Genomic DNA, 25,047 nt, shown 5'->3' on the forward strand with positions numbered 1-25,047 from the left:
CTTTACCTTCTTGGACATTTAGAGCCAATTTCCGGAGAAGGTGAGTAAGCTTCTCTATAAAAGATAGTTTACCCAAACCCCAAAAAGAAGTTAATACAGTTACTTCTGTCAATGCAAATGCCAAAGATAATTTTTTGGTAGCAATTTTGTAGCAATTAGGTGGACTCGATCCATGTCTAGGACTGTAAAAATATCAGAAGTTAGCAGTGCCTAACATAGGGTGAAAGTATCTGAGGCAACAGTAAAAGTATCTTCAGCAATAGTAATGACAATTGATTCAGATTAGGTTCAAATAGGCAGCTGAATGGTGCTTGATCTCAGGATTCAGGATAACAAATTTCAGATCTAAGAAGATCGGAAACCTTGATCCCGAACCTCTACCTAATTTCCATAGCTTAGTATGCCCTCAACCTCACCAGAGTATAATCAGCGAAAACCCTGCCTTTAGTAATTTTTAAAATAACGCAGGAGAATCCGTAAATTTACGGATAGAACAGATAACGGGGATTGATTACAGCGCTACCAACCCTGCTCCTACGGTGTCAACCCCGTCCCACAAGCTAGTTTTACAAGTTTTTCAACCTAGTTTGGGTCAGACTGTCTCCGGGATAATACTACCCAAGGATAAAACTAGATAGGGCTAAATTAGGAAAGTGTTCCGCATTAAAAAAGCATCTCATAGGCATGTTATCTGATCTTGCGTAGAAGCTTCTTGCATAGAAGATCATCGGCAGGACTTCCTAATTTAGCTTGCTTCTTCGTGGAGAGAACAATCCCTCACAAAATTGTGAATGAATTCTGCGATCGTGGCTGAATGGGCTTGGGGTAAGTTGTGGCCCGCTTCGGGTAGACAAATGAGTTGCGCATTGGGAATGCGATCGGCGTAGGTTTGGCAGTGCCAAAGGGGAATCGTATCATCGCGATCGCCCGCAATCACAACCGTGGGTGCCTGAATCTGATGAATGACTTGTTCTACCGTATCTACAGCGTCTTCTGGCCGCAGGCGATCGAGTAAAAACGAGCGAGCTGCGGGTTGGGCTTGGAGTTCCTTTCTAGCCCAACTAATCGTTGTCATAGCTTTTTGTTGATTGATCAATCCTGCAATGGGACGTAACCCTGCTAGCACCCAGTCCACCACTGGATGGGGCCACAGAAGCGGTCGTAGGTGGTTATAACGACCACAAAATTCATCATCTCGAATCCCCGCAGGAGCAGCTAAAAACAGTCCTTTCACCGCTTGGGGATAGGCGATCGCGTAGGCTGCTGCCACCCACCCGCCAAAGGAATGGCCCAGGATATAACAAGGATCAAGGGATAGCTGGTCAATAACTTGGTGGACAAACTGAATTTCCTTGGCAATGTCGTAACGAATAGCGGGCTTTCCCGACTCACCAAAGCCGAGTAAGTCTAAGGCGATACAGCGAAAGTGGGAAGATAGCTTTTCCATGGTCGGAATCCAACAGGAGCGATCGCCCAAAAAACCATGGAGCATCAAGAGAGGTGGGCCTTCTCCCTTCGCTAAATAGGCGGCAGGCTGTTGTGTAGGTTGGCCGGGTTCCACTTCCATTTCAATGGAGAGCACCTGGGACTGTAGGGGGGGATTCCGTAAATTTTCTAGCATTTCAAATTAATTGACTTGTTTAGAGAATTTGTCTATCTGTCTTTAGATGGATTTGAGTTGCCGACTCAGTCAGTATGTTTGACGAGTCTGTGGCGAAAATGTTGAGCGCTTTACGAAGAAGTTATAAACTTTTTGCAATGAAAATGCTACTACTTACGTAGATTGGGCATACTGTTCTTATACCAATCCAGTACTTTTAATTACTGATGCCGAAGGTTCGATCTCGCTAGACAAAATCAATTGAAAAGTACGGTATTTGATTCGGCATTCTTGGGAATTTGTCCCTCCTTTACCCGGTACCTCTCGTAGGAGAACTTATCAAATGTCTGTAAAAAGTGCTACTCGATTTCTGAGCGCAGTTGCTCAAGATCAGGGGATACGCGATCGGTTTATCGCAGTTCAATCTCCAGATGAGTTTATTCAAATTTCCCATCAACTCGGCTACAGCTTTACGACTTCTGAATTGAAAAAAGTAGTGAGTCGCCGTAGCCGAGGAGTAGCCATTCGCCGTCAAACCGGAATTTGGCCCTGGTTGCGAACCGTTAATTGGATCGATCGTCCAGCCTACGCTTAATTCACTTAAATGCGCTGTATTACACTGGCAGATTCTCTGGTGAACAGATTATCTACGCATTGAATCTACGCATTGGATCTACGCAGTGGTAGGTTCGGCTACACACCAGCGGGTTGAGCGACTTGTGCCCGTAGGCGATCGATGTATTCATGGACATTGTCGGTATTGAGCCGATAGCTGAGTGGATAGGCAATCAGACGAGCCGTGGTATGAAACAAGGTCTCGATTTCAATTAACCCGTTTTCCCGGAGAGTATTGCCTGTCGCTACCAAATCCACGATCGCCTCAGACATGCCGGTAATTGGCCCCAGTTCCACAGAGCCATGGAGATAAACAATCTCCACGGGTAAGTCTAAGCTTTCAAAATACTCGCGGGCACAGTGGACAAACTTAGAGGCTACACGCCCATGCATCGGTAATTCCAGGGGCGATCGATAGGGACTGTCTTTTTTGACGGCTACGGACATGCGGCAGCCCCCAAACCTAAGATCCACCACATGGGCTACGTTGGGAGTTTGTTCCCGTAACACGTCGTAGCCCACGATGCCCAGTTGAGCTTGTCCATATTCAACATAAACCGGAACATCGCCATTGCGCACGAGTAAAGCACGAGCGGTTCCTGTTGGATCCTCAATTTGTAATTGGCGGCATCCGGGCTCTAGGAAGGCGCTGAAGTCTAGGCCGACGGATTTGAGCAGTCGAATACTCTCTTTGAGAAGTTCGCCTTTGGCTAGCGCAATGGTGAGCATAGAGGAAAATTAGGGTGTAGGGTATAGAAAATGATCCTAGCCTAAGATGAGAATTCTGCTGGTAGATGACGAAGCGGAAATGGCGGAACCGCTGAGTCGTATGTTGGAAAAAGAAGGATATCAGGTTGAAGTGGCCTATGATGGCGATCGAGGCGATCGATTAGCGATGCAAGGTCAGTATGATTTACTGATTTTGGATTGGATGTTGCCCCAAAAGTCGGGGCTAGAAATTTGTCAGCATGTGCGATCGCGGGGGGATGTGACGCCAGTATTATTCCTAACGGCGAAGGATACGATCGACGATCGCGTGGAAGGTTTGGATGCGGGGGCGGATGATTATTTAGTCAAGCCCTTTGAGTTGCGGGAGTTGTTGGCACGGGTTCGGGCACTCTTGCGACGGCCTCCGGCGATCGTGGAATCTGTGCCAGTAACGGCTCTCCCCACCACATTCAGCGTTGACGGTTTAGAGTTAAACGTGCAAAATCAACTGGCCTCTCGCAATGGTCGATCGATCGAACTTTCGGAAAAAGAAACGCAGTTGCTAGCCTACTTGATGGAGTCACCCAACCAGTTGCTGACCCATGAGCAAATTTCCCAACATCTTTGGGCTGCGGATGAAAAGCCTGCCAGCAATGCATTGGCTGCACAAATTCGATTGCTACGACGAAAAATTGAAGCACCCGGTGAAGACTCCTTGATTCATACGGTATATGGTAAAGGCTATCGATTTGGCAATCTTCTGGAAGATTAAAGACAACGCTAATTACGATCAAGCTTGCAGTGATTGCTTTGGCAGTTCAAATAGAATGTAGCCGAAAAAGCTGCTTACCAAGTTATTGGAGTCTTTAGAGGGTTTCACTCTACCTTGACAACAATGACCGGAGTAATTGCGTGAGGTGCCGTGCGTTTTTGCGCGATCAAGAGGCTGCGATCGTTGGCTCAGCGAAGAGTGAGCAAAATTGATTGACTAATGCTACAAATCCGATCCCCCTAGCCTCCTTAAAAAAGGAAGAACTGAAAAAGTAGAGACCATTAATGGGATTGCGGGAAAATCTGATGATTCTCTCAAATGCTCCCTTATTAAGGAGGAATTGGGTCACTATGGGTTGCAATCACAAATTGATTTGGTATGACGGCGGTATGTTGCGGTTGTATGTTGCATAAGTTCTACCCTGGGATGGGCTATGGAGCAGTATTGCTCAGAGACCCGTTTCTTGCATTGCTAGCATCTTTTGTATGGCTAGTATCAGTTGGGTCGCTCAATTGAGGAAGATCATCTACGGCGAAGATTAACGGAGGTTAGGCTACGGAGCTTTAAGATTTTGCCGATCGTTGGCTTATCAATCCGGATTTGGGCAAGATTAGGGTGTATCAAATTGCGTTAATTACGAATTTACCGCTGGGTTGCACCGCATAGATGCAAGTCAGTACAGCGGAGCTGTGGTGGGAGGAGAGGAATCAAATGGTGGTAGCAGCGGAAATGTCGAAATCCTTACAATCTGGACGATCGATCGTACAAGTCAGCATGCTGTCAGTTTTGCTGAGTTTCCTGACGATCGGGTGTGGAAGTCCTGTAGGTTCCAGTGGGCAGTCTTCTGCGCAAGGCAACCTGTCCAGTTATTCCAGCAATCCTAGCGATTCCAAGAATCCCAACGGTACCTCCCAGATCCCCGCTACCAGTCAAAAAGGGCAGGAGTCTACTGAAGCGACCAATTCAGCGGAGGCCAATCCAGAAAGCTCTACGAAAGCCGCTAAGATGGTAGCCCAGGCAGGGTCTTCCCAGTCCACTAAAGCCACGATCGACGACTTTATTCCCGCAGGCTGGCAATTGTCGCAACAAATTTCAGGGGATTTGAATGGCGATCGTCGCTCCGATGCAGTGCTGAAGCTTTCGAAGGATGGACAGTTTGATTTAATTGTTTTACTTGCAACTTCTTCCGGTTGGCAACAGCTAGCCCATGCGCCGAATCTGCTCTTCTGTGGGGGCTGCGCGGGACCGTTGGGCACCAATCAGGGAGGCCATATCCGTATCGAAATCGAGGAGGATGTGTTGCTGGTGAAACAAATTGCAGGCAGCCGAGGTGCCGTGGAAATCGTGCATCGCTTCTGGATCGATCGTCCCTCTGGCCAATTGGTTCTGATTGGTGAAGATGTCAATCCCTACGATCGGGCTAACGGAAATGAAATTCGAGATAGTCGTAACTTCCTAACGGGTAAACGAATTGTTGAGGAATACCGAGGTAATCCAGACGGGGGCGGCAAGCAACTCATCCGCACGCAAAACTTAGCCGTATCACGTCAATTACAGCCGATCGACGCGATCGACATTGAGCAAGTGCGTAGCAGTGCTCCAGAACTCCCTGCTGATTAATGGTTGATCCAAAAATTGTTCCTTCTAAGAATCGCTTTGCAATATCCTATGCTGTCCGACGGGAGAGAGTTTCATTCTGTATGAATCATCAAAAAAACATTCAGTCTGTTATTCGACTCACCTTAATTAGCAGCATTGTCAGTTGCATGGGTCTGCTGACGATGGGTTGTGCTCGACCACAATTACTAAACCCATCCCCTACGATCGCGGCTACTATTCCAACACTGCCTCCGTCTCCCGAATCCATCCCCGAATCTACCCAGACTTCTACGCCCCAAAAACTTACGCTTCAAGGGGTTCCCCTTCCCTACATGCCCAATACTAAATTGTTTGGGATTCTTTCTAAGGGCTGTGAACGAGTGGATTTAGCAACCTGGCAGCATCCGACGAGAGAGGTGATGATTCAGCGAGGTGTAGAAATTATTGCCGTGCAATTGTGTAACGATCGAACTTATCCGGTTTTTTATGTCAATTTTCCCTACGCTCCCCACGGTCAAACCAAAGACTATTTTGATCCTTTGTATGCTGAGATGAAATCAGCCAATGGCGGTTGGCCCTTTGCCTTTGTTTCAATGAAAGATCAGACGATCGTGCAAATTTCGCCCAGTCAGGATGGTGCGATTCAAATGGAGTTCGATCAGTTTTAAATTGGGTTGTAACTGCGCTTGGATGCCCGGTTCACCGTCTAAAATTGCCTCATGTTGCTCCAATCCTCTCATCTACTATGACTTCCAACGCTCCAAAATCCAATTCCTTCAGAATCGCAGGTCTGCTTTTAGCGGGTTGTCTTGGGTTAATTACCGTGGGTTGTGGGACAGGGACGGGGTCTAATCCTGCTTCTAGCAGTCCAGAACCGACACCCACGACGACGGAAACCCGTGGTAATACGACGGAATCCCCTTCAGCAACGCCGGAGAATGCCCAAAGTTCCCAAAATACCCCGACCAAAATTGCCACAGCAAAAATCGCTGAGGGGAACTACTGGCTAGGCCATACGGATGAAGGCTTGGAAGTGCAGGGCGATCGCTATCGATATTATTCCGAAGGGGGCGAACAACCCTGGCGATCGCTGGATAGTTTACAGGCGGTTCAAGCGGGTGTAGTTTACGATGGCCGGGTCTACTGGTGTCTTGCGTCCATGAAGCCGAAGGGGAGCATTGCAAGCTGTTCTGAGCAAGGGTGGGTCACGAAATCGACGAGCACCTCGACCCGGCCCATGCCACCGTCTGGGGCGAACCGTGCATTGTTATTTTCCTGTATGACGGAGAATGGCAAAGAGATTTTGCTCTATGAAACCGACTCCACGATCGAGTATTCCTTTGGGCGTCCTGATGAGACACCAGAATTAGAGCTTCAGGTTCCGCGCGATCGGGCTTCAACTTGGCAATGGAAAGGGGTGGGACGGTGGATGAGTTATGCGGTGGATGTGCCTAATGGTGATACGACGTATAGCGTGTTTTGGGGCGTCGATCGATTATCTGAAACTCGCGATATTGATGCTGGAGTGAATTTAAAGAGCAACAGTAAACTAGCTGCAACGGTAAACTGTGTGGGCAAAGTGACCAGCAACTTGCAAGGGGTTAAACTTCAACCTAGACAAGATTAATTTTATTAATTGATTCGTTAGTGATCAATTGTTCCTGCTATCGTTATTGGAAGTGGTGTTTGGACTATGTCGGTAAGATTTAAATCAATCAAGTTTGCATTGGTCTTTCTGTCGATCGTAGCAATGGGTGGAGGATTGCCGATCTCAGCCCCGTTCGGAATCTCTCCCGCAACTGCGCAAACATCTGATGCCCGGAAAGCAGAGGCCGATCGTTTATTACAACAAGCGATCAAGCAATTTGAGGCTGAACAGTATGATATGGCTTTACAGTCTTCTCAAGCAGCGCTAGCTATCTATAACAAAATTCAAGATCGTGAGGCGATCGGAGAAGCAATTCGCCACATTGGACGGGCATATTATGGTCTCAAGGATCATGCTAAAGCTTTTGAGTTTTTCCAAAAGAGTCTTTCGATCGCTCGTGAGGTCAAAAACTTGCGGGGTGAAGGAAGAACGTTAAATAATTTAGGAGTACTCTACGAAGCCCAAAAGAATCCTGATAAGGCAATTGAATTTTATAAGCAAAGCGTTGAAGTTTCTCAAAAAGCAGCCGATCGAGAAAGTCTAGCAATTGCGCTAAATAACCTTGGATTAATCTATCAGGTACAGTCAGATTTCAACCAAGCTCAGAGTTACTTTCAGAGAAGCTTAGCCATTGGGCGGGAATTAAGAGATCGTAGGATGGAAGCCGACACCTTAATCTATTTAGGTGATTTATATGCAGGTTGGCCTGACCAGATTTCCCAAGCGATCGGATACTATCAACAAAGTTTGCCTATTCTAACAATACTTCAGAGACGGAAAAACGAAGCCGATGTCCTATCAGGGTTGGGAATTGTTTACTACAAGCTGAAAGATTATCAAAAATCAATTGAGTTCCATCAGCAAAGCTTGGCAATTTACATTGAGCTAAAGAGGCAAGGTAGCATTGCTAATACCCTGCGCAACCTTGGTATTGCCTATGAAGTTATGAAACAAAAGGAACAAGCAGTAGAGTATTACCAACGAAGTTTAAAAGTTGCCCAAGACGCTATAGATAAAGTGAATGAAGCGAAGACGTTTAGAACTTTAGGGATTTTTTATCAATCTTCAGATTTTGGCAAAGCCTATAATGCTTTTCAAAGTAGCCTTAAGCTATGGCGCGAGTTGAAAAATCGCCAGCAAGAAGCCAACACGTTACTTCAGATGGGAGACTTTTTTGCATTGTGGCGCAGTAACTGTTCTCGGGCGATCGATGAAGCTTACACGCCTAGTTTGCCGATTTTTCGTGAATTGCGCGATCGTGGGAGTGAAGCCCGCGCCTTAGCAGGGATTGGTCAATGCTATGCCGATGAACATGCAGGCAATGAAAAAGCCTTTGAAGTTTTAAATCAAGGGTTAACGCTTGCCCGTGAAGTCAACGATCGTTGGACGGAAGGTCGAATTTTAACGTCGTTGGGCAAGTCCTATCAGTCATTGGATGAACGAAAAAATAACCGATGGAAAAGCGGAATGTTATCCACTGATTTTAGTCAATCCCCAGAGTCGATCGAACAGGCAACTAAAGCACTACGCTACTCGCAACAAGGGCTGAAAATTGCCCAAGACGTTAAAAACCGTTGGGGGGAAGCTCTCGCCTTGGCCAACTTGGGCCGAACCTATGGTGTGCTAGGAGAACATCAAAAAGCGATCGATAGCCAAAAGCAACGGTTAATCATTACTCGCGAATACCAAGACACCACCGCAGAAGCGGAAACTCTGAACTTGTTGGGACGTCTCTATGCTGCCCGTGGCGAATTTTCTACGGCGATCGTGTACCATCAAGCGGCCCTTGACATTTATCGAGCACGGCAGAAACGCTACGAAGATTCTTTAAGGAAGTCAAATTTATCTGTCAATCTGCTCTACGAATATCGTGAATCATTAATGTATCTAGGCGATACTTATCAACAAAGTAGAGATTACCAAAAAGCGATTCAAGCTTATGAAGAAGCATTAGATCTGAAAAATAAAAAAGGATCTGGCTATGGTGGCAGCTTTGAGGTCGCAATTCGGCGTAAGATGGGTTACACATTTTTGCGTGCTAATCAACTAGCCCAAGCTGAAACTGCATTTCGGGATATTTTGACTTATGATGAAGACTTTAGAATTGCTGTTGGTTATGGTTCTTCGTCTAAGCCAGCAACAGATTCTGAAAGAATTAACATGGCTGAGTTACAAGCATCTGATTATCGAGAACTCCAAAAGATTTTAGTTCTGCAAAATCGTGTTGAAGATGCGTTGGAAGTTGCAGAAGAAGCCAGAGCAAAAGTCCTTGTAGAACTGCTGTTTGCACGGATGCAAGGGCGTCAAGTTCCTGATTTTAAGACCCTGCCAAAACCGCTAAAGTTAACTGAAATTCGTCAAATTGCTAAAACGCAAAATTCCACATTGGTGCAGTATTCATTGATTGATACAGAGCAATTATATATTTGGGTGATTAAACCCAATGGAGACATCAAATTCCAGATTTCAAAATTGGCAAAAACAGCGTCGATCGAACAACTGGTTGCAGAAAGCCGAGGTTCGATCGCGGTGATTTCCACGGTACCAACGACACCACGATCGACCACCCAGCCAGAAACCGATCTCCAACGACTCTATCAAGCCCTTGTCGCGCCGATCTCCGCTGATTTGCCCACCGATCCGAGTCAACGGGTCACCTTCCTGCCCCAAGGCGAACTCTTTTTTGTCCCATTCCCCGCTCTGAAAGATGAACAGGGACGCTACTTAATTGAAAAACATACTCTCTCCACTGCCCCGTCCATCCAAACCCTGCAACTGACCCGTGAACAAGCCAAAAAAGCTCAGGTAAAAGGGACTCCTTTGGTTGTTGGTGATCCCAAAATGCCGATCTTTGAAGGGGCTCCCTTGACGAATCTACCGGGTGCCCGCCAAGAGGCGATCGCCATTGCCAAATTGCTGAACACCCAACCGCTGATCGGAGAACAAGCCACAAAATCCACGGTTCTCAATCAAATGAAATCGGCTTCGATTATCCACTTAGCAACCCATGGCTTACTGAACCAAAACAAAGACAAAGTTCCAGGCGCGATCGCTCTTGCACCCAGCGGCTCAGACAACGGCTTTCTGACCTCCAGCGAAATTTTTGATCTTAAGTTAACGGCTCACTTAGCGGTACTGAGTGCCTGCGACACGGGACGGGGAGACATCAAAGGCGATGGCGTAATTGGCTTGTCCCGATCGCTGATTGCGGCTGGGGTGCCCAGTGTTGTGGTTTCCCTATGGGCCGTTAACGATAATTCCACCAGTGTGTTTATGGATCATTTCTATCGCCATCTCACCACCAATCCCAACAAAGCCCAAGCCCTACGACAAGCAATGCTGGACACCATGAAGCAATATCCCAAACCCAGGGACTGGGCAGCCTTTACCCTAGTCGGAGAAAGCGATCGGTTGTAAGTACAAGCCGATCTTGAGGATCGTAGGTGTAGGTTTCGCAATTTTCGAAGATAGGATTGCATGAGTGACTAGAACTGGGAGATAGAAACTTGGGGCGTAATGCGATCGTGCTTACTGAGGTCAGGGTGCCATTCCAGAAGATGAACTTTAACCGCTTGTAGACGGCAGACCACTGAAAAATCAGTTGAAAAATCAGTGACTGAGATACTTACAGAGAGAGCTTTATGATAAATCCTAAAAAACTGCTCCCCTTGACCTTGTTTGTTCTCCTAGGAGCCTGTAGTGCGAATCCTACAAAAGCCTCGGATTCCACAGCCAATAATGTTCCTGGAAAAGATTCTGCGCAGAATTCAGCTAAGACTACACAACTGGCTGATGCGAGTCGTGCTGGGAACGATCGCAGCCAGCCAATTCCCACCGTCTGTGCCCGTGACGATGGTAGAGGGTTCGTCTCAGACTTTATCCGGCAACAGGTGGTGCGGGATGCTTACACTGCTAACGAAGTGGAAATACGCGACTATGACAATCCCGATCTCATCATCGAAACGATTTCTAAGGATCGCTACGATGATTTTCGGATCGGTCAGATCGATATGAGCTATGTCTATCGCGATGCAGCCACCCGCAATCTAAGTCCTGAGGAGCAATTGAAGACTCGGGTGAAAACCGACTTTCGGCAGGTCGATCGCAATACCTTTCGGGTGGATTATGTGAAGGCGGAGTGGGTGGATGATGGAGAAGAGGGCAGCTTTGGCCGCACCTATGGCGCGCCGGGGGCTTATATTTTTGAACATCGGAATGGCTGCTGGCAGTTGACCCAGGAATTACGATCGACTTCGCAAGCGGATTCGCAAGCCACATCACAAGCCAATTCAGCCCCTACGTCTAGCTCCAACACTCAGTCCGATCTGCAAGCCATCCTGTACAAAAATATGCCCTATGCAGACTTACGATCGACCGTTTTACAGCAGGGTTGGACACCTCTACCCAGTCCCGACTGTAAGGAAAATGTTGGAGGAGCGGCGACGGTCTGTGATGAAATTCCGGAGATGAATTCCTGTAGTGGCGATGGTTACTGCTTGATGTATTTTGAAGATCGAAGCAGTGGCAAAAAAATGTCTGTCACGACCTATGGGCCTTATCGTGCGTGGAATGCTACCGATAGCCGAGAGAAAGCAGCCTTAGGGGTTGTTAATTGGGGAATTAAGTAAACCTTAGAATTCAGCACATTGATAGTGTTTGCATTAATAGTGTTTACATTAATCTGATACCCAAAGCAGATTAGGATTATTGAAATCTTACTCGTTGAATAGGACTCTAACTATGTATTTCCAAAAACAATCAGCTCAATGGCTTCTCAAGATGGTTTCCCATGGAACGTTAGCAATTGCACTGCTGTTGGGAAGCACCAATCTCGCAACGGCAGAAACTAGAAGCCAGTCCGTCGATCGCGTAACGGATTGGCTGTTCAACAATGTCAATCCTGAATTAAACCGCCGTAAACTGCGATCGAATGAGCAGGGATATATTCGGGAATGGCAAGCTATTCGGGAAGTGGTTGAGCAGGGCTTACGGTACGAAAAATCGAGCCCAAACGACGCCTGTGGAACGCCGGATTGGTACTATCCAAACAAGGATGAAGCCTTGAAAGAACGGCTTGCCGATGCCATTTTTTATAGCCGCTATCCCCAACGGCAGGGCAAACCCATTCATCCCAACGATCGCACCGCAGTGCAGGAATGGCTCAAACTCAAACGGGCAATGAATGTGGCCTATTGCTAACGATCGCACCGCCATTCTGCGTTATTGTTGAAAAGTCTGGAATCGTGATTGGGTATTCGTTTGGGTTAGTGTCCTATGCCGAAATACGTCTTGTTTGGATCCTATTGTGAAAACGTAGTAGAGCGCCGTGCGCCTTACCGAGAAGCCCATTTAGCGGGACTTAATCAACAAAAGGAATCCGGTGTTTTGATTACCCTCGGCCCCACCCAGGATTTAACCCAAGTGTTTGGCATTTACGACGCGCCCGATGAAGCCACCGTGCGTCAACTAGTGGAGTCTGACCCCTACTGGCAAAACGGTATTTGGACAGCCTATGAAGTCAAAGAATGGATTCAGGCGATCGGGTAATTGCTCGCAATGATCGACCTAAAAAATGACAATACCCCCTTGGCTATCTATAGGACAGTCAGATAAACCCAATGAGTCAGCATTTTTGAATTAAGTTTCTTTCTGGCGTAACGTTTGGAGCATTTGGGGAGTAAAGGGATTTTGACCTGCTTTGAGGCTGTCGATCCAAGCTTGCCGTTTGATTTTACGATCGTCGTCATTTGTCCAGTCTACAAATGCTTGTAAATCTTCGATCGCGCCAGTAACATCGCCTGTCAAAGCACGAGCCACCCCGCGATTTTGCCGATAATCGCCATTGCTTGGAGAAGCCTTTACAGACTTTTCGCAGGCATTCATGGCCTGATCCGCATAGCCTAGTAAGCTACCCGTCCAGCAGAGATAGGCCCAGGAATCGCGAATATTGAAAATGGGAGGATTTAAGGCTTCCGCTTGCTGAATGACTTCGATTGCAGGAAGGATATTATTTCCCCGTATTTGCCTAAATGCTTGATCGATGAGACCGATCGCGTGGAATAGCCGAACTTCTTCTGCGGGCACATAGGGTAAATCTGGATTCAGTTTCACAGCGGCTTGAAATTTTTCTAGCGCAGGTTTGACTTGCCCCTGTTGAGCTAGAGTTTGCGCTTCATCAACAAGTCGTGAAGCTTGGGCTTGCTGGAGTAAACGTTGGGCTTCCTGTGTGGGATTGAGGGATAACTCTGGGTTGAGTTGTACCGCTTTCTGCAAATGCTCGATCGCGGTTTGTAGGCGTTCCTCTGAAGCTGCAGTTTGAGCTTCTGTAATGAGGCGTTCCGCTTGACCTTGATTGGCAAAGCGTTGAGCTTCTCGATCGGGATCCAGTTGCAATTTGGGGTCGAGTTGTCGGGCTTTGCGAAAGAGTTGCACGGCTGCTGGAGTATTGTCCTCAAATGCCATCACTTGACCCGCCGCAATCAAAGCCTGGGGTTGAGTTTGGCAGGCTTCGAGTTCTAGGAGTCGTTTGGGATGGGAAACCAGATAGTCCTGCAAAAGTGTGCAGCCCTTGGTAATCAACGCTTTTGAATCCGTTAAATCAGAAATATTCCATAAATAGGCTGCGTTCTCTACAACGAAGCTCAACATTTTGTTATCTGGACTAAAGGCAATTGACAATAAGTTTCCTTCAACTTTAAGGGTTGTCAGTAGCGTCCCATCTTGCTTCCAGAGTTTGATAGTGTTGTCTCTAGCGATCGTAGCAACTTGATTTCCGTCTGAGCTAAAAGCAACTTGAACAATAAACGATGCATGCCCTTTGAGCGTGGTAAGTAATTTACCATCTCGATTCCAAAGTTTAGCAACCTTATCATAACTAGTCGTCACAATCGTCTCACCATTCGGACTAAATCCTGCATCGATGATCTCACTGGAATTTTGCAATTTTGTAATTAAGCTGCCATCCTGTCGCCAGAGTTTGGCTTCATTGCTCCGAACCGATAGAACTTCCTGTAACGTGGGACTGATGCGACTGTAGTCATTCCACTCGATCGGGCCTTGGAACGTTTTTAATTTTGTTCCCTCCAAATTCCACAGAATGAGCTTCTGATCTTGTCGGCTGAGCGAGGCAAGGGTTTGACCATCAAGACTAAATTTCAAATTATCCGTAGGAGAGGGTAACTGGGGAAAGGCACGAACTAAGCTGCCATCCGTACGCCATAACGTAATAATGTTTTGAGCACTCAACAGCGCGTAGAACTGTCCCGCTGGACTAAAGCTATTGTCGTTATACTCCTGATTAATGGGTATGGTTTTAATCAAGGTTCCATCCGGTTTCCAGCGTGTAATTGCGCCTTGCTCAAACAGAAAGATATCTCCTCCTGCGCCAAACCGAATGCTACCTAGCAGGGATGAACTTCCAGAAAGAGAGGTTAGTAAAGGAGAATGGAGTCGCCAGAGGCGGGCTGTCCCATCAGAACTGGTTGAAGTCAGTGTTTGACTGTCGGGACTGAAGTTGACGTCAGTGAGTTCATCGTTATGGCCTCGCAGCGTTTGCAAAAAAGTACCATCTGTTTTCCATAACTTGATGGTTTTATCACTACTACCAGATGCTAACATTTGGCCGTTGGGGCTAAATTTGACTGTTAAAATGCCTTTACTATGTCCTGTTAAAGTTTTAATGAGTGTCCCATCTGATTTCCATAACTTAATGGTTTTATCTCCGCTGCCGGATGCAAGTGTTTTTCCATCGGAGCTAAAGCTGACTGACCAAACTTCTTGACGATGGCCCCGCAATGTTTTCAGCAAAGTACCATCCGTGTTCCATAGCTTGAGGGTTCTATCACTACTCGCGGTCGCTATGTATTTACCATCTGGGCTAAAAGCGACTCTATTGACTTGGTCATAATGCCCAACTAAGGTTTTCAGGAGTTTGCCCTCGTGGTTCCAGAGTTTGACGGTATTATCGTAGCTGGAACTGGCAAGGGTCTGGCCATCGGGACTAAATACGACATAGGTGACTACATCTTGGTGCCCCTTAAGGGTACGTAGTAGTTTCCCTGAACGATCCCACAGCTTAACGGTGCTGTCCGTACCGCTAGTAGCCAAGGTTTGGCCATCGGGACTGAAGGCAACACTCCAAACATAGCTGCGGCTATTTTGAAAGGTTTTGAGCAACGTGCCATCCCGTCGCCACAGTTTGACGGTGCGATCGTCACTGGCAGTCGCGATCGTTTGACCATCAGGGCTAAAACTGGCCTGCCTCACATAATCACTATGTCCTTCTAGGCGATTTTGTTCCTTGACGGCGTACACGGCTTCTTGCAAAGTTCTGATGGCCTGCTCTTTCGTTGCAGGTTCAACATCACTCACCTGTTGGAGTTTCTGGCCTAGTTTGATCGCAGCAATCAAGGCTTCAATCTCTTGGTTAGAGGCTAGATAGGCATCTACCGAGGTACTGAGAGCCAGCATTTGTCCAGTTTCAGCTTCAAGTTGTCGCTGTTTTGCTTGCTGATATTGGGTAAAGGCCACCAACGCTAACCCGATCGCACCAATAAAGCCGATCGTGGATACCATGCGGGCTTGGCGTTGACGCTGAGTTTCTGCTTGGCCACTGGCAAGAATATATTGCGTTTGTAATGGGGTTGGTTTCGGCTCCCGTTCTAGTCCCTGACTGAGCCAACGATCGGCAGTTTTGAGATCATTACCCCGGAGTAAAAAGCTATCATCCCGACGATGTTGCTCCCATTCAATGGCTCGGACTAATAACCGGGTATGGGCACGGATATAGTCCAAATCAGTATCAATGACCGTAATGAGATCTTGAAAAGCACGATCGAAATCATCACTTTCTCGACAGAATAACCAATTATGTTTTTGCAGCATGGGATGTACAGGCTGCATATCAAAATCATCGCGCCACAAGATCGGAACCAAGCGTTTATTGTGCTGGACAGCATGGTCAATCTCTTGGCGACAAACTTTTGAGGTGACTGAATCTGGACTAATCACGAAGACAAATGTATCGGCAGCTTCAATGCCTCGCTCAATTTCTCGCCACCAGTCAGCAGCTAGAGGAATATCTTCCCAGTCAACCCAAGTATTGCGATTGTTTTGAACCAAAGCATTGTGCAGCGTTTTGACAAATTCCTTATCCTTGCGTGAATAGGAAATAAACACATCTGCCATACAAATGTCCTCGGGGGCAAGAGGATGCTGGTATCTTCATCAGCATAATTGCTTTTCCGGAGAATCATTCATTGCAAAAATTGTTTGTGCGCTTTACCTTGCCAGTTGTGTGATACGTCCGGCAGCCGATCATTTTTTGAGTCAGTACAGTTTTTGAGTAGGCACAGTTTTTGAGTAGATGTGGTTTCAACCACCTGCCTCGAGAGCGGTAGGATTGGAAGGGTTCATGTTTAAACGTAGTCTCCATTGCACCTTCGATCGCCGTTTCCTTTCCCACCGATGAGCCAAATCCAGCGTATTGTCATCACCCCCGGTCAACTTCAGCCGCCCACCCTTCACCTCACCCAAGACCAAACCCATTACCTCACCCGTGTCCTACGGCTGCAACCCACCGATCGCTTCATTGCCATGACTGGACAGGGAGACAACTGGCTAGCCCAACTGGAACAACCCGGTCTTGCAACGCTGCTAGAACCGTTGGCGGTGCGATCGGAATTGCCCGTCACTGTCACCCTGGCCTTGGCCTTGCCGAAGGGAAATGCCTTCGATGAGGTGGTGCGTCAAGTGACGGAACTGGGCGTCAGCCGCATTGTGCCAATTCTCAGCGACCGCACTCTACTCCAACCCAGTGCCAACAAGCTCGATCGCTGGCGCAAAATAGCCCAGGAAGCCGCTGAACAGTCGGAACGGGCGATTGTACCGACGATCGCTGAGCCAATGGCCTGGAAGCAGCATTTACAGGCTGTCCAGGCACAGCCCCCCGGATCCCATTTCCTCTGCTGGGGACGGGGTAACTCGCCCCATTTGATGACCCCATTACAGGGTGGATCCGATGCCCAAAAGCGAGCTGACCTGGTGATCGCGATCGGGCCAGAGGGGGGATGGACAAACGCTGAGGTCGAACAGGGTGTCCAAGCTGGTTATCAAACCGTTTCCCTGGGGCCGCGTATCCTGCGGGCGGTAACGGCTCCCGTCGTGGCCATGGCAATCATTTCCGCCATTTTTGAGAAATAATGCACAATTAAAAGCAAGAGTCAATTCCATGGTAATCATGAAAGATACCCTTGATTGACTTTTATTGACATCATTTGCTTGTCAATTAGTTTTTCGTCAATTAGTTTTTCGTCAATTAGTTTTTCGTCAATTAGTTTTTCGCCAATTAGTTTTTCGCCAATTAGTGCATTCTTTTGCAGCGTTATTGTTTTTCCATAGGATCTTGAATCTTAAGTAGTCTGTGAATCTTGAATTTTGAACTGTGAATTATGTCTACTAATCCCCAAGTTCTCCTCGATCAAGTGGCCCAAGCCTTTGAGCAGCAGGATTATCGCACTGCCACCCAGATCCTTAAACAACTCTGGCAGGCCCATCCCGAAAATCCTTGGGTGCAACTTTATCGAGCACGCCTATATGAAGTTGGGGGAAATTTGGACGCAGCGACCCAAGTCTATAAGCAACTGCTACAAACTATCACCATCCCAAAAATTATTACCCAAGCACGGCAGGGCTTACAACGGGTTGATGACCTTGAAAAAGCTTACCGGAAAACCGAGATCGCCCAAGTGACGGCAGCCCCTGACCAAGCGGAACCCGGAATTTTAGTCCTAGAAGCGATCGAACTAGAACAACGTCAAGAAGCCGCGAAAACCCTCAGTCGAATTATTGGCATTGACGTTTACACGGCGCGGGTACACATTCCCAACCGGGGTTGGCGCATCTATCGCATGGGGCCGATCGGTGAAATGGCTTTTTATGGCAAGCAATTACAGGAAAATGGATTACCGGCCTTTTGGGTTCCGGTGAGTTCTCTGGAAAAGTTGCAAATATTCCAAGTGCACTACATTCAGGATTACGATCCCCAAGCCGTTGTGATTTGCCAAAATAGCGAAGGTCAGATCGGCAATCTCACCTTTAACTGGTCAGAAGTGAGTCAACTGGTGGAAGGCCATTTGCCCATTTTTGAGCAAGTATTAGAAACGGATATTTTACGCAAAGGCAGCGAACGACAGCGCAAGTCTGAGACCCAAGACTTCGTTTTAGTTTGTGATTTACATTTATCTCAGCGCAATTGTATTCTACGTTTTTGCGATCGCACCTATGATTTCCACCAAGGCGTTGACTTTACTCCTAATCATAGCGATGTCCAAACGACTCTCCGGATTCACTGGAATGCGTTGTTGAATTTCCTCAAACAGCAATCTTTGGAAAAACCCATCTACAAAGATTTCACCCCTTTTGCAGAAACCGCGATCGAATTTCCCCATCTCCTCAAACAATTAGATCCTAAGTTCTACCTAATGGGTCAGGATGATAGTCCCTGGAATCCTGCTTTTCACATCTATAGCAGCCTAGCCTTCTTTCGGGATCGCTGCTAGGGCTTCCTGAATGACTTCAATGCCTGCCCCTGGAATGCAGGATTTTTCGGTTAAGATCCGTTTCCAACTACGGCTTCCGGGCTGACCGTTGAAGAGCAGTAGCATGTGGCGTGTGATGGAATTGAGCTTGCGGCCCGAGGCAGTCCAGTGATCAATATAGGGCAGCATGGCCTCCACCACTTCCTGCCGGGTTAACGGTGGCGTCGTCTCGCCCCAAAACTCTGCATCCACCGTTGCAAATAAGTAGGGGTTGTCATAGGCCGCGCGGCCTATCATCACCGCATCGATGTGCTGGAGTTGTGCCTTGGCTTGCACTAAGGTTATGATTCCTCCGTTAATTTCGATCGTCAGGTTAGGAAATTCCCGTTTCAAGCGGTAAACCTCTTCATAGCGCAGGGGCGGAACATCACGATTTTCCTTCGGGCTTAATCCCTTCAGCCATGCCTTTCTTGCATGGACGCTAAAGCGCGTACACCCTGTCGCTGCCACAGTTTTAACAAAACTCACCATGTCTTCGTAGCTATCCCGATCGTCTACGCCAATGCGATGTTTGATCGTCACCGGAATCTTGGTTGCAGCCATCATTGCTGCCACACAGTCCGCCACCCGCTCCGGTTGCAGCATCAAGCAAGCCCCAAAATTGCCATCTTGGACGCGGCTACTCGGACAACCCACATTCAGGTTAATTTCGTCATAGCCCCAGTCTTCGGCAATCTGGGCACATTTCGCCAAATCCGTAGGCCGATCGCCCCCCACTTGCAACGCGATCGGGTGTTCCTCCGGCGCATAGCCTATTAATCGGTCTAGATCTCCATGCAAAATCGCCTGACTCGTGACCATTTCCGTATACAGCAGCGTCCGTCGGGTAATCAGCCGCATGAAATATCGAAAATGCCGATCGGTACGATCCATCATGGGCGCAACACTCAACGGATAGGGAAATTGATCTGCCGTCAAAGTCGTCATGGCAAAAAGTTAGGTTCGGGAATGATAGTGGTTTTAGAATATGAAATGGTTAAACAACAAAGTTAAGCAATACAAAAGTTACTCATCAAAAAAACGAAGTCAGCAAACTAAAAATAACGAAATATTCTTAACGGAATAACAGTCTATCTACAGGATGGTCTATCTATGCTAGCGATTCAAGCGAACGATCGAGGTCAACGATCGAGGTTAATTATCTTTCCGTTTAGAGAGATATTTTGCTAAAAAGGGTGCAATTCCTTCAAACAGTTGCTCTGGATATTCTTCATGTAATCCCAAGGAACCCGGCATCCTTAAAATCTGCACCCCACCAAAATGGGCTACGACTTCTGCCTCCGCACGGGATTTGGGCGGCATATTTTCGCCAATGACTAGTAATACGGGAATCCGACGCCCTTGGAAATAGGCCAGCCAATCCTGACTCGATCGCACCGGATCAAGGGCACCTGTGACAAACGCAGCCGAGGCAAACCGTGCTCCTTTGACCTTGGTAATTTTGAATTTCTCCTGAAGTACCGCTGGGGTAATCCGGGCGCGATCGGCGTAGACATGTCGCCGCATCATAAAGTTGAGGAAAAATTTGGCGGTGTTGAGGCGATAGAGTAATTGTCCCAGGAGCGGCAGATTAATCAACCCCTGTAGTAATTTAAACCAAGCACGCTTAGTCTCACCCATCATCGTCGGTAATGGCCCCCGCCACGTTGGAGCTGCCAGCACCACCCAAGACCAAGGATTTGGTTCCATGCGGGCTAGCTCCATGACATAGCCCGCAGCATGACCAGCCGCAATGACCACGATCGGTTCTTGGAAGGTTTCTTGGACAAAGTTGCGCAACAGGGATTGATAGAGTTTGGGGGTGTATTTCACCTTGGGTCGATCGCTGGATCCAAATCCAACCCAATCAAGTAGATAAACCTGATATTTTTCTGCCAGCAGTTCTCCCAGCCTTCGCATTTCATTGCGATGGGATATGGTGCTCAAAGCGGGTAACAGCAGAATTGGGGAGCCCTGACCAAAGACTTCATAGTTCACCCCGATCGTTTGTTTTTCCCAGCGCCAGTAGTAAATTCGCAGATCCCCTGAAGGCGGGCTAGAGGTTTCCTGGCTAGAGGCTTCCTGGACTTGTAATTCTTGGACTTGTAATTCTTGGACTTGTAATTCTTGGACTTGTAATTCTTGGACGTGGGGTTCCTGTGTTGGTAATTCCTGATCTGGTAATGCCTGCGCTTGGGACGCCTGTTCCGGTGAGGAAATCATGATCCCATCCGTTGCAGGCTCGATGAAAGAGGACTGACCTGGTGCTGGCTGGTCGGTACTGGATTGTTCGAGGTTCATACCGTCCATCCCAGGCTCCTTCGGGGACGCTTGACCGATCGGGTTTGTCTGTTGCTGACTCTCTGCGGATTGATCAACCTCTGCCACCTCAGCCTTCTCACCCTCTGCGAAAGATTCCCCGTCCCAACTCGTATCCTGCGTCGTCATTCCCATTCTCCCCTGATTTACCTGCCTAGCGCTCTGCACTTAATTTTGCAGTCCGATCGCCTTATGTTGCATTAACTTGAAAATGTTGTAAAACCCATTCGCCCGAGAGGGGGTTAGGCTGACATCTAATCCAGTGTCTTGAATAAAATCTGGGGTGAGGCTGGCAATTTCCTGGGGAGATAGGCCATTCAGACCCTCCAAGAGCAGTCCCACCAGCCCTTTTACCAGTTGGGCATCCGAGTCTCCCGCAAATTGCACCTTGCCATCCACCAAAGAGGCTGTGACATACACCTGAGACACACAGCCCTGCACCTTGTTGTCAGTGGTTTTGTCTGCTTCAGGAAAAGGGGGGACTTTTTTGGCGTAGAAAATCAATTGCTCATATTTGCGTTTCGGATCGGTGACTCTCTGAAAACGCTGCACAATTTTAGCGAGGGTCTCGGGAAGGGGCATTGTGGGCCTACTCATGGTCGTTTAGGGCACGGTTCGTTGAGGGAGCGGGTCGGCTGGGGACTTTAGGGAAACAACATTGGAGAAAAGGGATTATCGATCGAACGTACTGATCTCGTGTTTGAGCCGCTCCTCATTATAAAACGTCATAAAACGGTTCTATGAACAGTGATGAGATTCAGGAACAGTTGACTGATCGGAAGAATTGACAAAAGTCTTATTGCGAATTACTAGTAGTTAATGGCAAATATTAATAGCAAAACGTCAGCAAGCGCCGCTTAGACTCACGTTTTGATCCTGATTTCGCGCAAAAACGCAACATTTAACCCAATACCTGTAGCAAAAATTTGTAGCAAAAATGTTTGTATATGCTTCCAGGTTTCCGGAAAAATCTCCGTTAAGGCACATCCAAAATGCGAATGAAAATGTTAAGCTGCGTAAAGGATTTGCCATAAACCTGCGTAGGATGCCTATTTTCGTTGAATTCAGGATCTTGCTGAGTCCAACCAGTTGGCAGCTATGACCTCGGCACTCTCTCCCCGGCGTGAATGAACGGCTCATGACCCAAGTTGACCAAAGTGTTTCAGTTGATAGCGGCAGTTCCCAAGCCAGCGCAGTCCAAAGTGCCGCTGCAGATGGTTCGCGGCAGGATGAGGGTTTGGATATCCAGACAGTCATTCTTAAACGGCGATCGATTAAGTCTTTTGAATCTACCCCGATCGCGCCAGAAATCCTTCGCCGACTGGTGGAATTAACCGTTGCTGCTCCCAGTAGTTACAACCTCCAGGACTGGCGGATCATCATTATTCAAGACGACAGCCAAAAGCAAGCCCTTTCGGATGCAGCCTACGGACAACAACAGGTATTGCAAGCTCCGGTGACTTTTGTCTTTGCGGCGGATCCCAATGCTTGGAAGCAGGATTTAACCCCCATCTATCAACAAGGGATTGCCACTGGGGCTTGGACGGCAGAAACCGTGGAGTATTTCAAGCTGGCGATTCCCCGCTTTCAGATGGGATTGGGTGACAAAGGCCGGGAGTACGCCATCAAGGATGCGATGATTGCGGCGACCCATTTGGTGCTGGCTGCGGAAGGGTTAGGGTTATCAACCTGCTTTATGAATGGTTGGGAAGAAGATAAAATCAAGGCTGCGATCGGTGCTGAGAATGATCCTGACCTCGCGATCGCGGTGATTATTCCCGTCGGCTATGCCTCTGAGGTTAGAGGCAATCCGGGGCGACTTCCCTTTGCCTATAACGTTTTTGTTGATAAATTTGGTAGCTCCTACAAGGGGTGATCAACCTACAAGGGCTGCTCAAAACGCTGATCAAATGTTGGGCGGAATTGGGAAAGGGTTCAGCTACAGGCCAAACCCTTTTCTGACCCTGTTGCGTTTAACCGATCTATCCGAACCTAAACGTGCGCCATTATCTTACGGTTTTCCATAACTCTATCTTCTAAGATACGGGTGGGCTTTGCCAGATTTTGGCAAATTTCCTTGGGAATCCAACAAGCTCACAGGGGCTGTCTCAGCCTATAGCCGTCATTGGTCTTATTACGATCGATCGTAAAGCTGCCCCGAAAAATTGATTCACTCCTCAATCATTCCCAGCAATTCTCATTTTAAAAAACGGCATCTTTGGAAGACTTGCACAAAGAGGCTTTTACAATTATTTGTAAACTGACAAATCGCTGAAACCCATTAGACTCGTTCCATACTGAGAATTGCTGAATCATTCCAATAAATAATGGGAGATCCAGTGGGACAAGTTTGTCCACAATCCTGTATCTCCCATCCTATGCGTCAACGGATTTTTAACTAGCTCGCTAGCTAGCTAGCGCGGGGGTTACCTCACCGCACCACTAAGAACTGGCAACTTGAGCTGTGAGGGATCAAGCTGCACTGAATTGAGCTTTTCTGCATCCAGTTTCGTGGGATCGAACCGAGCCGGATCGAAACGTTCCTGCATCTGTCGCGAAACCCAGCGGGGCCGCCATCGTTCTTCCAGAATGTCGCCGAAAGGTTCAACAAAAATAGTCTCGCCGCACGTGAATACATCCAGGAAACAAGCGTTGTATTCAGGATAAGTGTGAATACTCGCGTGAGATTCTGAAAGCAAGAAGATTATCGAAAGCCCCTCTGGAGTAAACTTATGCTCCAAATGGGAAAGAATCGTAGCCCCGATCACATTAATTGCGTCGGTCATATCTCGCTTGATCATTTCTAGATCATTCAGGTCTGCTTCGCAGCCTGAAAAGTTGAGCAAGAGGTGTCTACCGTAAAAATCGTACTGTTGCATAGAACGAGCCTTTTGCTGCCAACCAGCAGATGGACGACAAATTTAGATGAAATTAACACCCACTTGTTAATCAATAGGGTTTGACGCACAGAATTCTAAATATACATCAAACATCAAGGAATTGTGTGTAGATTTCAGAAGAATTTCCAACTAGCAGATCCCTTGAGTCAATCTTACGGAGATTTACCCGGCGGGGTGCTGACGGAATACCGAACTGAACTGACTCACACAGGGATAACGACGCACTCGTATTAAGAAAGAATGCGACGAGCGGCAGCGATACCAGAAAGAGCGGCTCCTTCTAGAAAGCCTTGCCATTCGTAGAACAAGTTAGTGTGCTCTCCTGCCAAGAGGAGATTGTGAATAGGCTGGCCTTCGAATTCTGCAAATCGCGTGAGTTGCCCCGGTCGGTAGCAGAGGTAGGAGCCTTTTGTAAATGGGTTGGACGTCCACTGTTCAAGATGCCCTAAAATGTGTTCCCGATCGTCATACCTGACCTGTTGTTTTGCGCCGGGATAGATGCGATCGAACTGATCGAGAAAAATGCGGGCTTCTTGTTGAAAGGCTAAGGGATCTAATTCTGCTCCGAGGTGACCACTAGCTCAATGGACAATGAAGCCGTGGTCGCGATCGGCATTAGCGGGATTGCCTGCCCAGGTGACTTGGTGGTGCAGCAGGTCAGAATAGGATGCGCCATTGCTGTGGTGTTGTCGCCAGGGTTGGCCCACGAAACTTAGCATTAATTTGGCTTGGCTGCCGTTGTCCAATTCAGCGATCGCGGCGCGTTTCCAATCTGGTAGTTCCAAGCTTTCATCCAATTCCACCTCGCGCAGGGCTGGGAAAGGCACCGTAATGACTGCAAAATCAAACTCGTGGGATTCTGCCCGTCCGCCTCGATCGAAGGTCAGTTCAATGCGGGTACTGGCGGGACGCCGCACTCGCACCGGGCGAGATCCCAACTCCAACTGTCCGGGCAATCGCTGACAGAGATGCTGCACAATTTTTTCGTTGCCAACCAGGATGTGGTAATGTTCATCGCTAAAAATATCAAGGGGACGATGGCTTAAGTCTTCGTCAAAGTTAACTAACAGGAAATGCAAGCTGGTTTGTTCTTGGGATTCGAGTCCGTATTCACCCAGGTAGCCAGCATAGATAAACGATCGAATCAGTTTCCCGGCGTCTACTTTGTCTAGATAATCGTTGAGGCTAATTTCATCCAAGGCGAGATTGAAGTTCGATCGAAGTCCCTATGGCTAGCCCCCGTCGGTTGACCAGACAGTTGGGCTAAATCGGGCTGAATGGGCTTGCAGGAGATCCTGATATTCCTCCAC

19 protein-coding genes and 1 pseudogene are annotated in these 25,047 nt (G+C 47.7%); 12 read left to right on the forward strand and 8 right to left on the reverse strand.

Annotated features, from left to right (window positions below; translation table 11 throughout):
- Positions 1-745: 745 nt before the first annotated feature.
- Positions 746-1,621 (reverse strand): alpha/beta fold hydrolase, encoded by an 876-nt coding sequence (locus ACN4EG_RS06920; RefSeq protein WP_431628603.1) that lies wholly within the window; start codon positions 1,619-1,621, stop codon positions 746-748.
- Between the two features lie 322 nt (positions 1,622-1,943).
- On the opposite strand from ACN4EG_RS06920, the gene ACN4EG_RS06925 reads away from it, so the two are divergent.
- Complete coding sequence (locus ACN4EG_RS06925; protein WP_431628604.1) at positions 1,944-2,195, forward strand: Nif11-like leader peptide family natural product precursor; 252 nt, start codon at positions 1,944-1,946, stop codon at positions 2,193-2,195.
- 98 nt (positions 2,196-2,293) lie between these two features.
- Here ACN4EG_RS06925 and hisG read toward each other — a convergent pair whose 3' ends face one another.
- Positions 2,294-2,944 carry an ATP phosphoribosyltransferase gene (gene hisG / locus ACN4EG_RS06930; protein ID WP_431628605.1) on the reverse strand — a complete coding sequence of 217 codons (651 nt, stop codon included), beginning with the start codon at positions 2,942-2,944 and terminating at the stop codon, positions 2,294-2,296.
- 46 nt (positions 2,945-2,990) lie between these two features.
- On the opposite strand from hisG, the gene rppA reads away from it, so the two are divergent.
- From rppA to ACN4EG_RS06970, 8 genes are all read left to right on the forward strand, one after another.
- Positions 2,991-3,695: a two-component system response regulator RppA gene (gene rppA / locus ACN4EG_RS06935; protein WP_431628606.1), complete on the forward strand. Its 705-nt coding sequence runs from the start codon at positions 2,991-2,993 to the stop codon at positions 3,693-3,695.
- A 711-nt stretch (positions 3,696-4,406) separates the two neighbouring features.
- Complete coding sequence (locus tag ACN4EG_RS06940) at positions 4,407-5,315, forward strand: hypothetical protein (RefSeq protein ID WP_431628607.1); 909 nt, start codon at positions 4,407-4,409, stop codon at positions 5,313-5,315.
- An 80-nt stretch (positions 5,316-5,395) separates the two neighbouring features.
- Complete coding sequence (locus ACN4EG_RS06945) at positions 5,396-5,962, forward strand: hypothetical protein (RefSeq protein ID WP_431628608.1); 567 nt, start codon at positions 5,396-5,398, stop codon at positions 5,960-5,962.
- 77 nt (positions 5,963-6,039) lie between these two features.
- Positions 6,040-6,921 (forward strand): hypothetical protein, encoded by an 882-nt coding sequence (locus ACN4EG_RS06950; RefSeq protein WP_431628609.1) that lies wholly within the window; start codon positions 6,040-6,042, stop codon positions 6,919-6,921.
- 66 nt (positions 6,922-6,987) lie between these two features.
- Positions 6,988-10,359, forward strand: coding sequence for a CHAT domain-containing protein (locus tag ACN4EG_RS06955; protein WP_431628610.1), 3,372 nt, complete (start codon positions 6,988-6,990; stop codon positions 10,357-10,359).
- A 224-nt stretch (positions 10,360-10,583) separates the two neighbouring features.
- Entirely contained in the window at positions 10,584-11,570 is a 987-nt protein-coding gene (locus ACN4EG_RS06960) for a hypothetical protein (protein WP_431628611.1), read from the forward strand.
- A 112-nt stretch (positions 11,571-11,682) separates the two neighbouring features.
- Positions 11,683-12,141 carry a hypothetical protein gene (locus ACN4EG_RS06965; RefSeq protein ID WP_431628612.1) on the forward strand — a complete coding sequence of 153 codons (459 nt, stop codon included), beginning with the start codon at positions 11,683-11,685 and terminating at the stop codon, positions 12,139-12,141.
- 75 nt (positions 12,142-12,216) lie between these two features.
- Positions 12,217-12,489: a YciI family protein gene (locus tag ACN4EG_RS06970; protein ID WP_431628613.1), complete on the forward strand. Its 273-nt coding sequence runs from the start codon at positions 12,217-12,219 to the stop codon at positions 12,487-12,489.
- A 90-nt stretch (positions 12,490-12,579) separates the two neighbouring features.
- Here the strand turns inward: ACN4EG_RS06970 and ACN4EG_RS06975 are convergent, their stop codons facing one another.
- On the reverse strand, positions 12,580-16,128 hold the full coding sequence (locus ACN4EG_RS06975) for a TIR domain-containing protein (RefSeq protein ID WP_431628614.1): 3,549 nt from the start codon (positions 16,126-16,128) through the stop codon (positions 12,580-12,582).
- Positions 16,129-16,407: 279 nt separating this feature from the next.
- Here ACN4EG_RS06975 and ACN4EG_RS06980 point away from each other — a divergent pair, with 279 nt between their 5' ends.
- Together ACN4EG_RS06980 and ACN4EG_RS06985 are read left to right on the forward strand one after the other, a co-directional pair.
- Positions 16,408-17,142: a 16S rRNA (uracil(1498)-N(3))-methyltransferase gene (locus tag ACN4EG_RS06980; protein WP_431628615.1), complete on the forward strand. Its 735-nt coding sequence runs from the start codon at positions 16,408-16,410 to the stop codon at positions 17,140-17,142.
- Between the two features lie 248 nt (positions 17,143-17,390).
- A complete protein-coding gene (locus ACN4EG_RS06985; RefSeq protein WP_431628616.1) occupies positions 17,391-18,500 on the forward strand; it encodes a tetratricopeptide repeat protein in 1,110 nt (369 codons plus the stop codon).
- On the opposite strand, the gene dusA is transcribed toward ACN4EG_RS06985, so the two are convergent.
- The 3 genes from dusA to ACN4EG_RS07000 form a co-directional block, all read right to left on the reverse strand.
- Positions 18,474-19,466, reverse strand: a complete 993-nt coding sequence (dusA, locus tag ACN4EG_RS06990; protein ID WP_431628617.1) for a tRNA dihydrouridine(20/20a) synthase DusA — start codon at positions 19,464-19,466, stop codon at positions 18,474-18,476. The genes ACN4EG_RS06985 and dusA overlap by 27 nt on opposite strands.
- A gap of 207 nt (positions 19,467-19,673) precedes the next feature.
- Complete coding sequence (locus ACN4EG_RS06995; protein WP_431628618.1) at positions 19,674-20,966, reverse strand: alpha/beta fold hydrolase; 1,293 nt, start codon at positions 20,964-20,966, stop codon at positions 19,674-19,676.
- 39 nt (positions 20,967-21,005) lie between these two features.
- Positions 21,006-21,434 carry a SufE family protein gene (locus ACN4EG_RS07000; RefSeq protein ID WP_431628619.1) on the reverse strand — a complete coding sequence of 143 codons (429 nt, stop codon included), beginning with the start codon at positions 21,432-21,434 and terminating at the stop codon, positions 21,006-21,008.
- Positions 21,435-21,975: 541 nt separating this feature from the next.
- On the opposite strand from ACN4EG_RS07000, the gene ACN4EG_RS07005 reads away from it, so the two are divergent.
- Positions 21,976-22,713: a nitroreductase family protein gene (locus ACN4EG_RS07005; RefSeq protein ID WP_431628620.1), complete on the forward strand. Its 738-nt coding sequence runs from the start codon at positions 21,976-21,978 to the stop codon at positions 22,711-22,713.
- A 550-nt stretch (positions 22,714-23,263) separates the two neighbouring features.
- Here the strand turns inward: ACN4EG_RS07005 and speD are convergent.
- Together speD and ACN4EG_RS07015 are read right to left on the reverse strand one after the other, a co-directional pair.
- Positions 23,264-23,716, reverse strand: coding sequence for an adenosylmethionine decarboxylase (speD, locus tag ACN4EG_RS07010; RefSeq protein ID WP_190575082.1), 453 nt, complete (start codon positions 23,714-23,716; stop codon positions 23,264-23,266).
- Positions 23,717-23,967: 251 nt separating this feature from the next.
- Positions 23,968-24,936: pseudogene (locus ACN4EG_RS07015) on the reverse strand (flavin monoamine oxidase family protein).
- Positions 24,937-25,047: the final 111 nt, after the last annotated feature.

The organism is Alkalinema pantanalense CENA528, from assembly GCF_050753345.1.
Taxonomy (GTDB): domain Bacteria; phylum Cyanobacteriota; class Cyanobacteriia; order Leptolyngbyales; family Leptolyngbyaceae; genus Alkalinema; species Alkalinema pantanalense.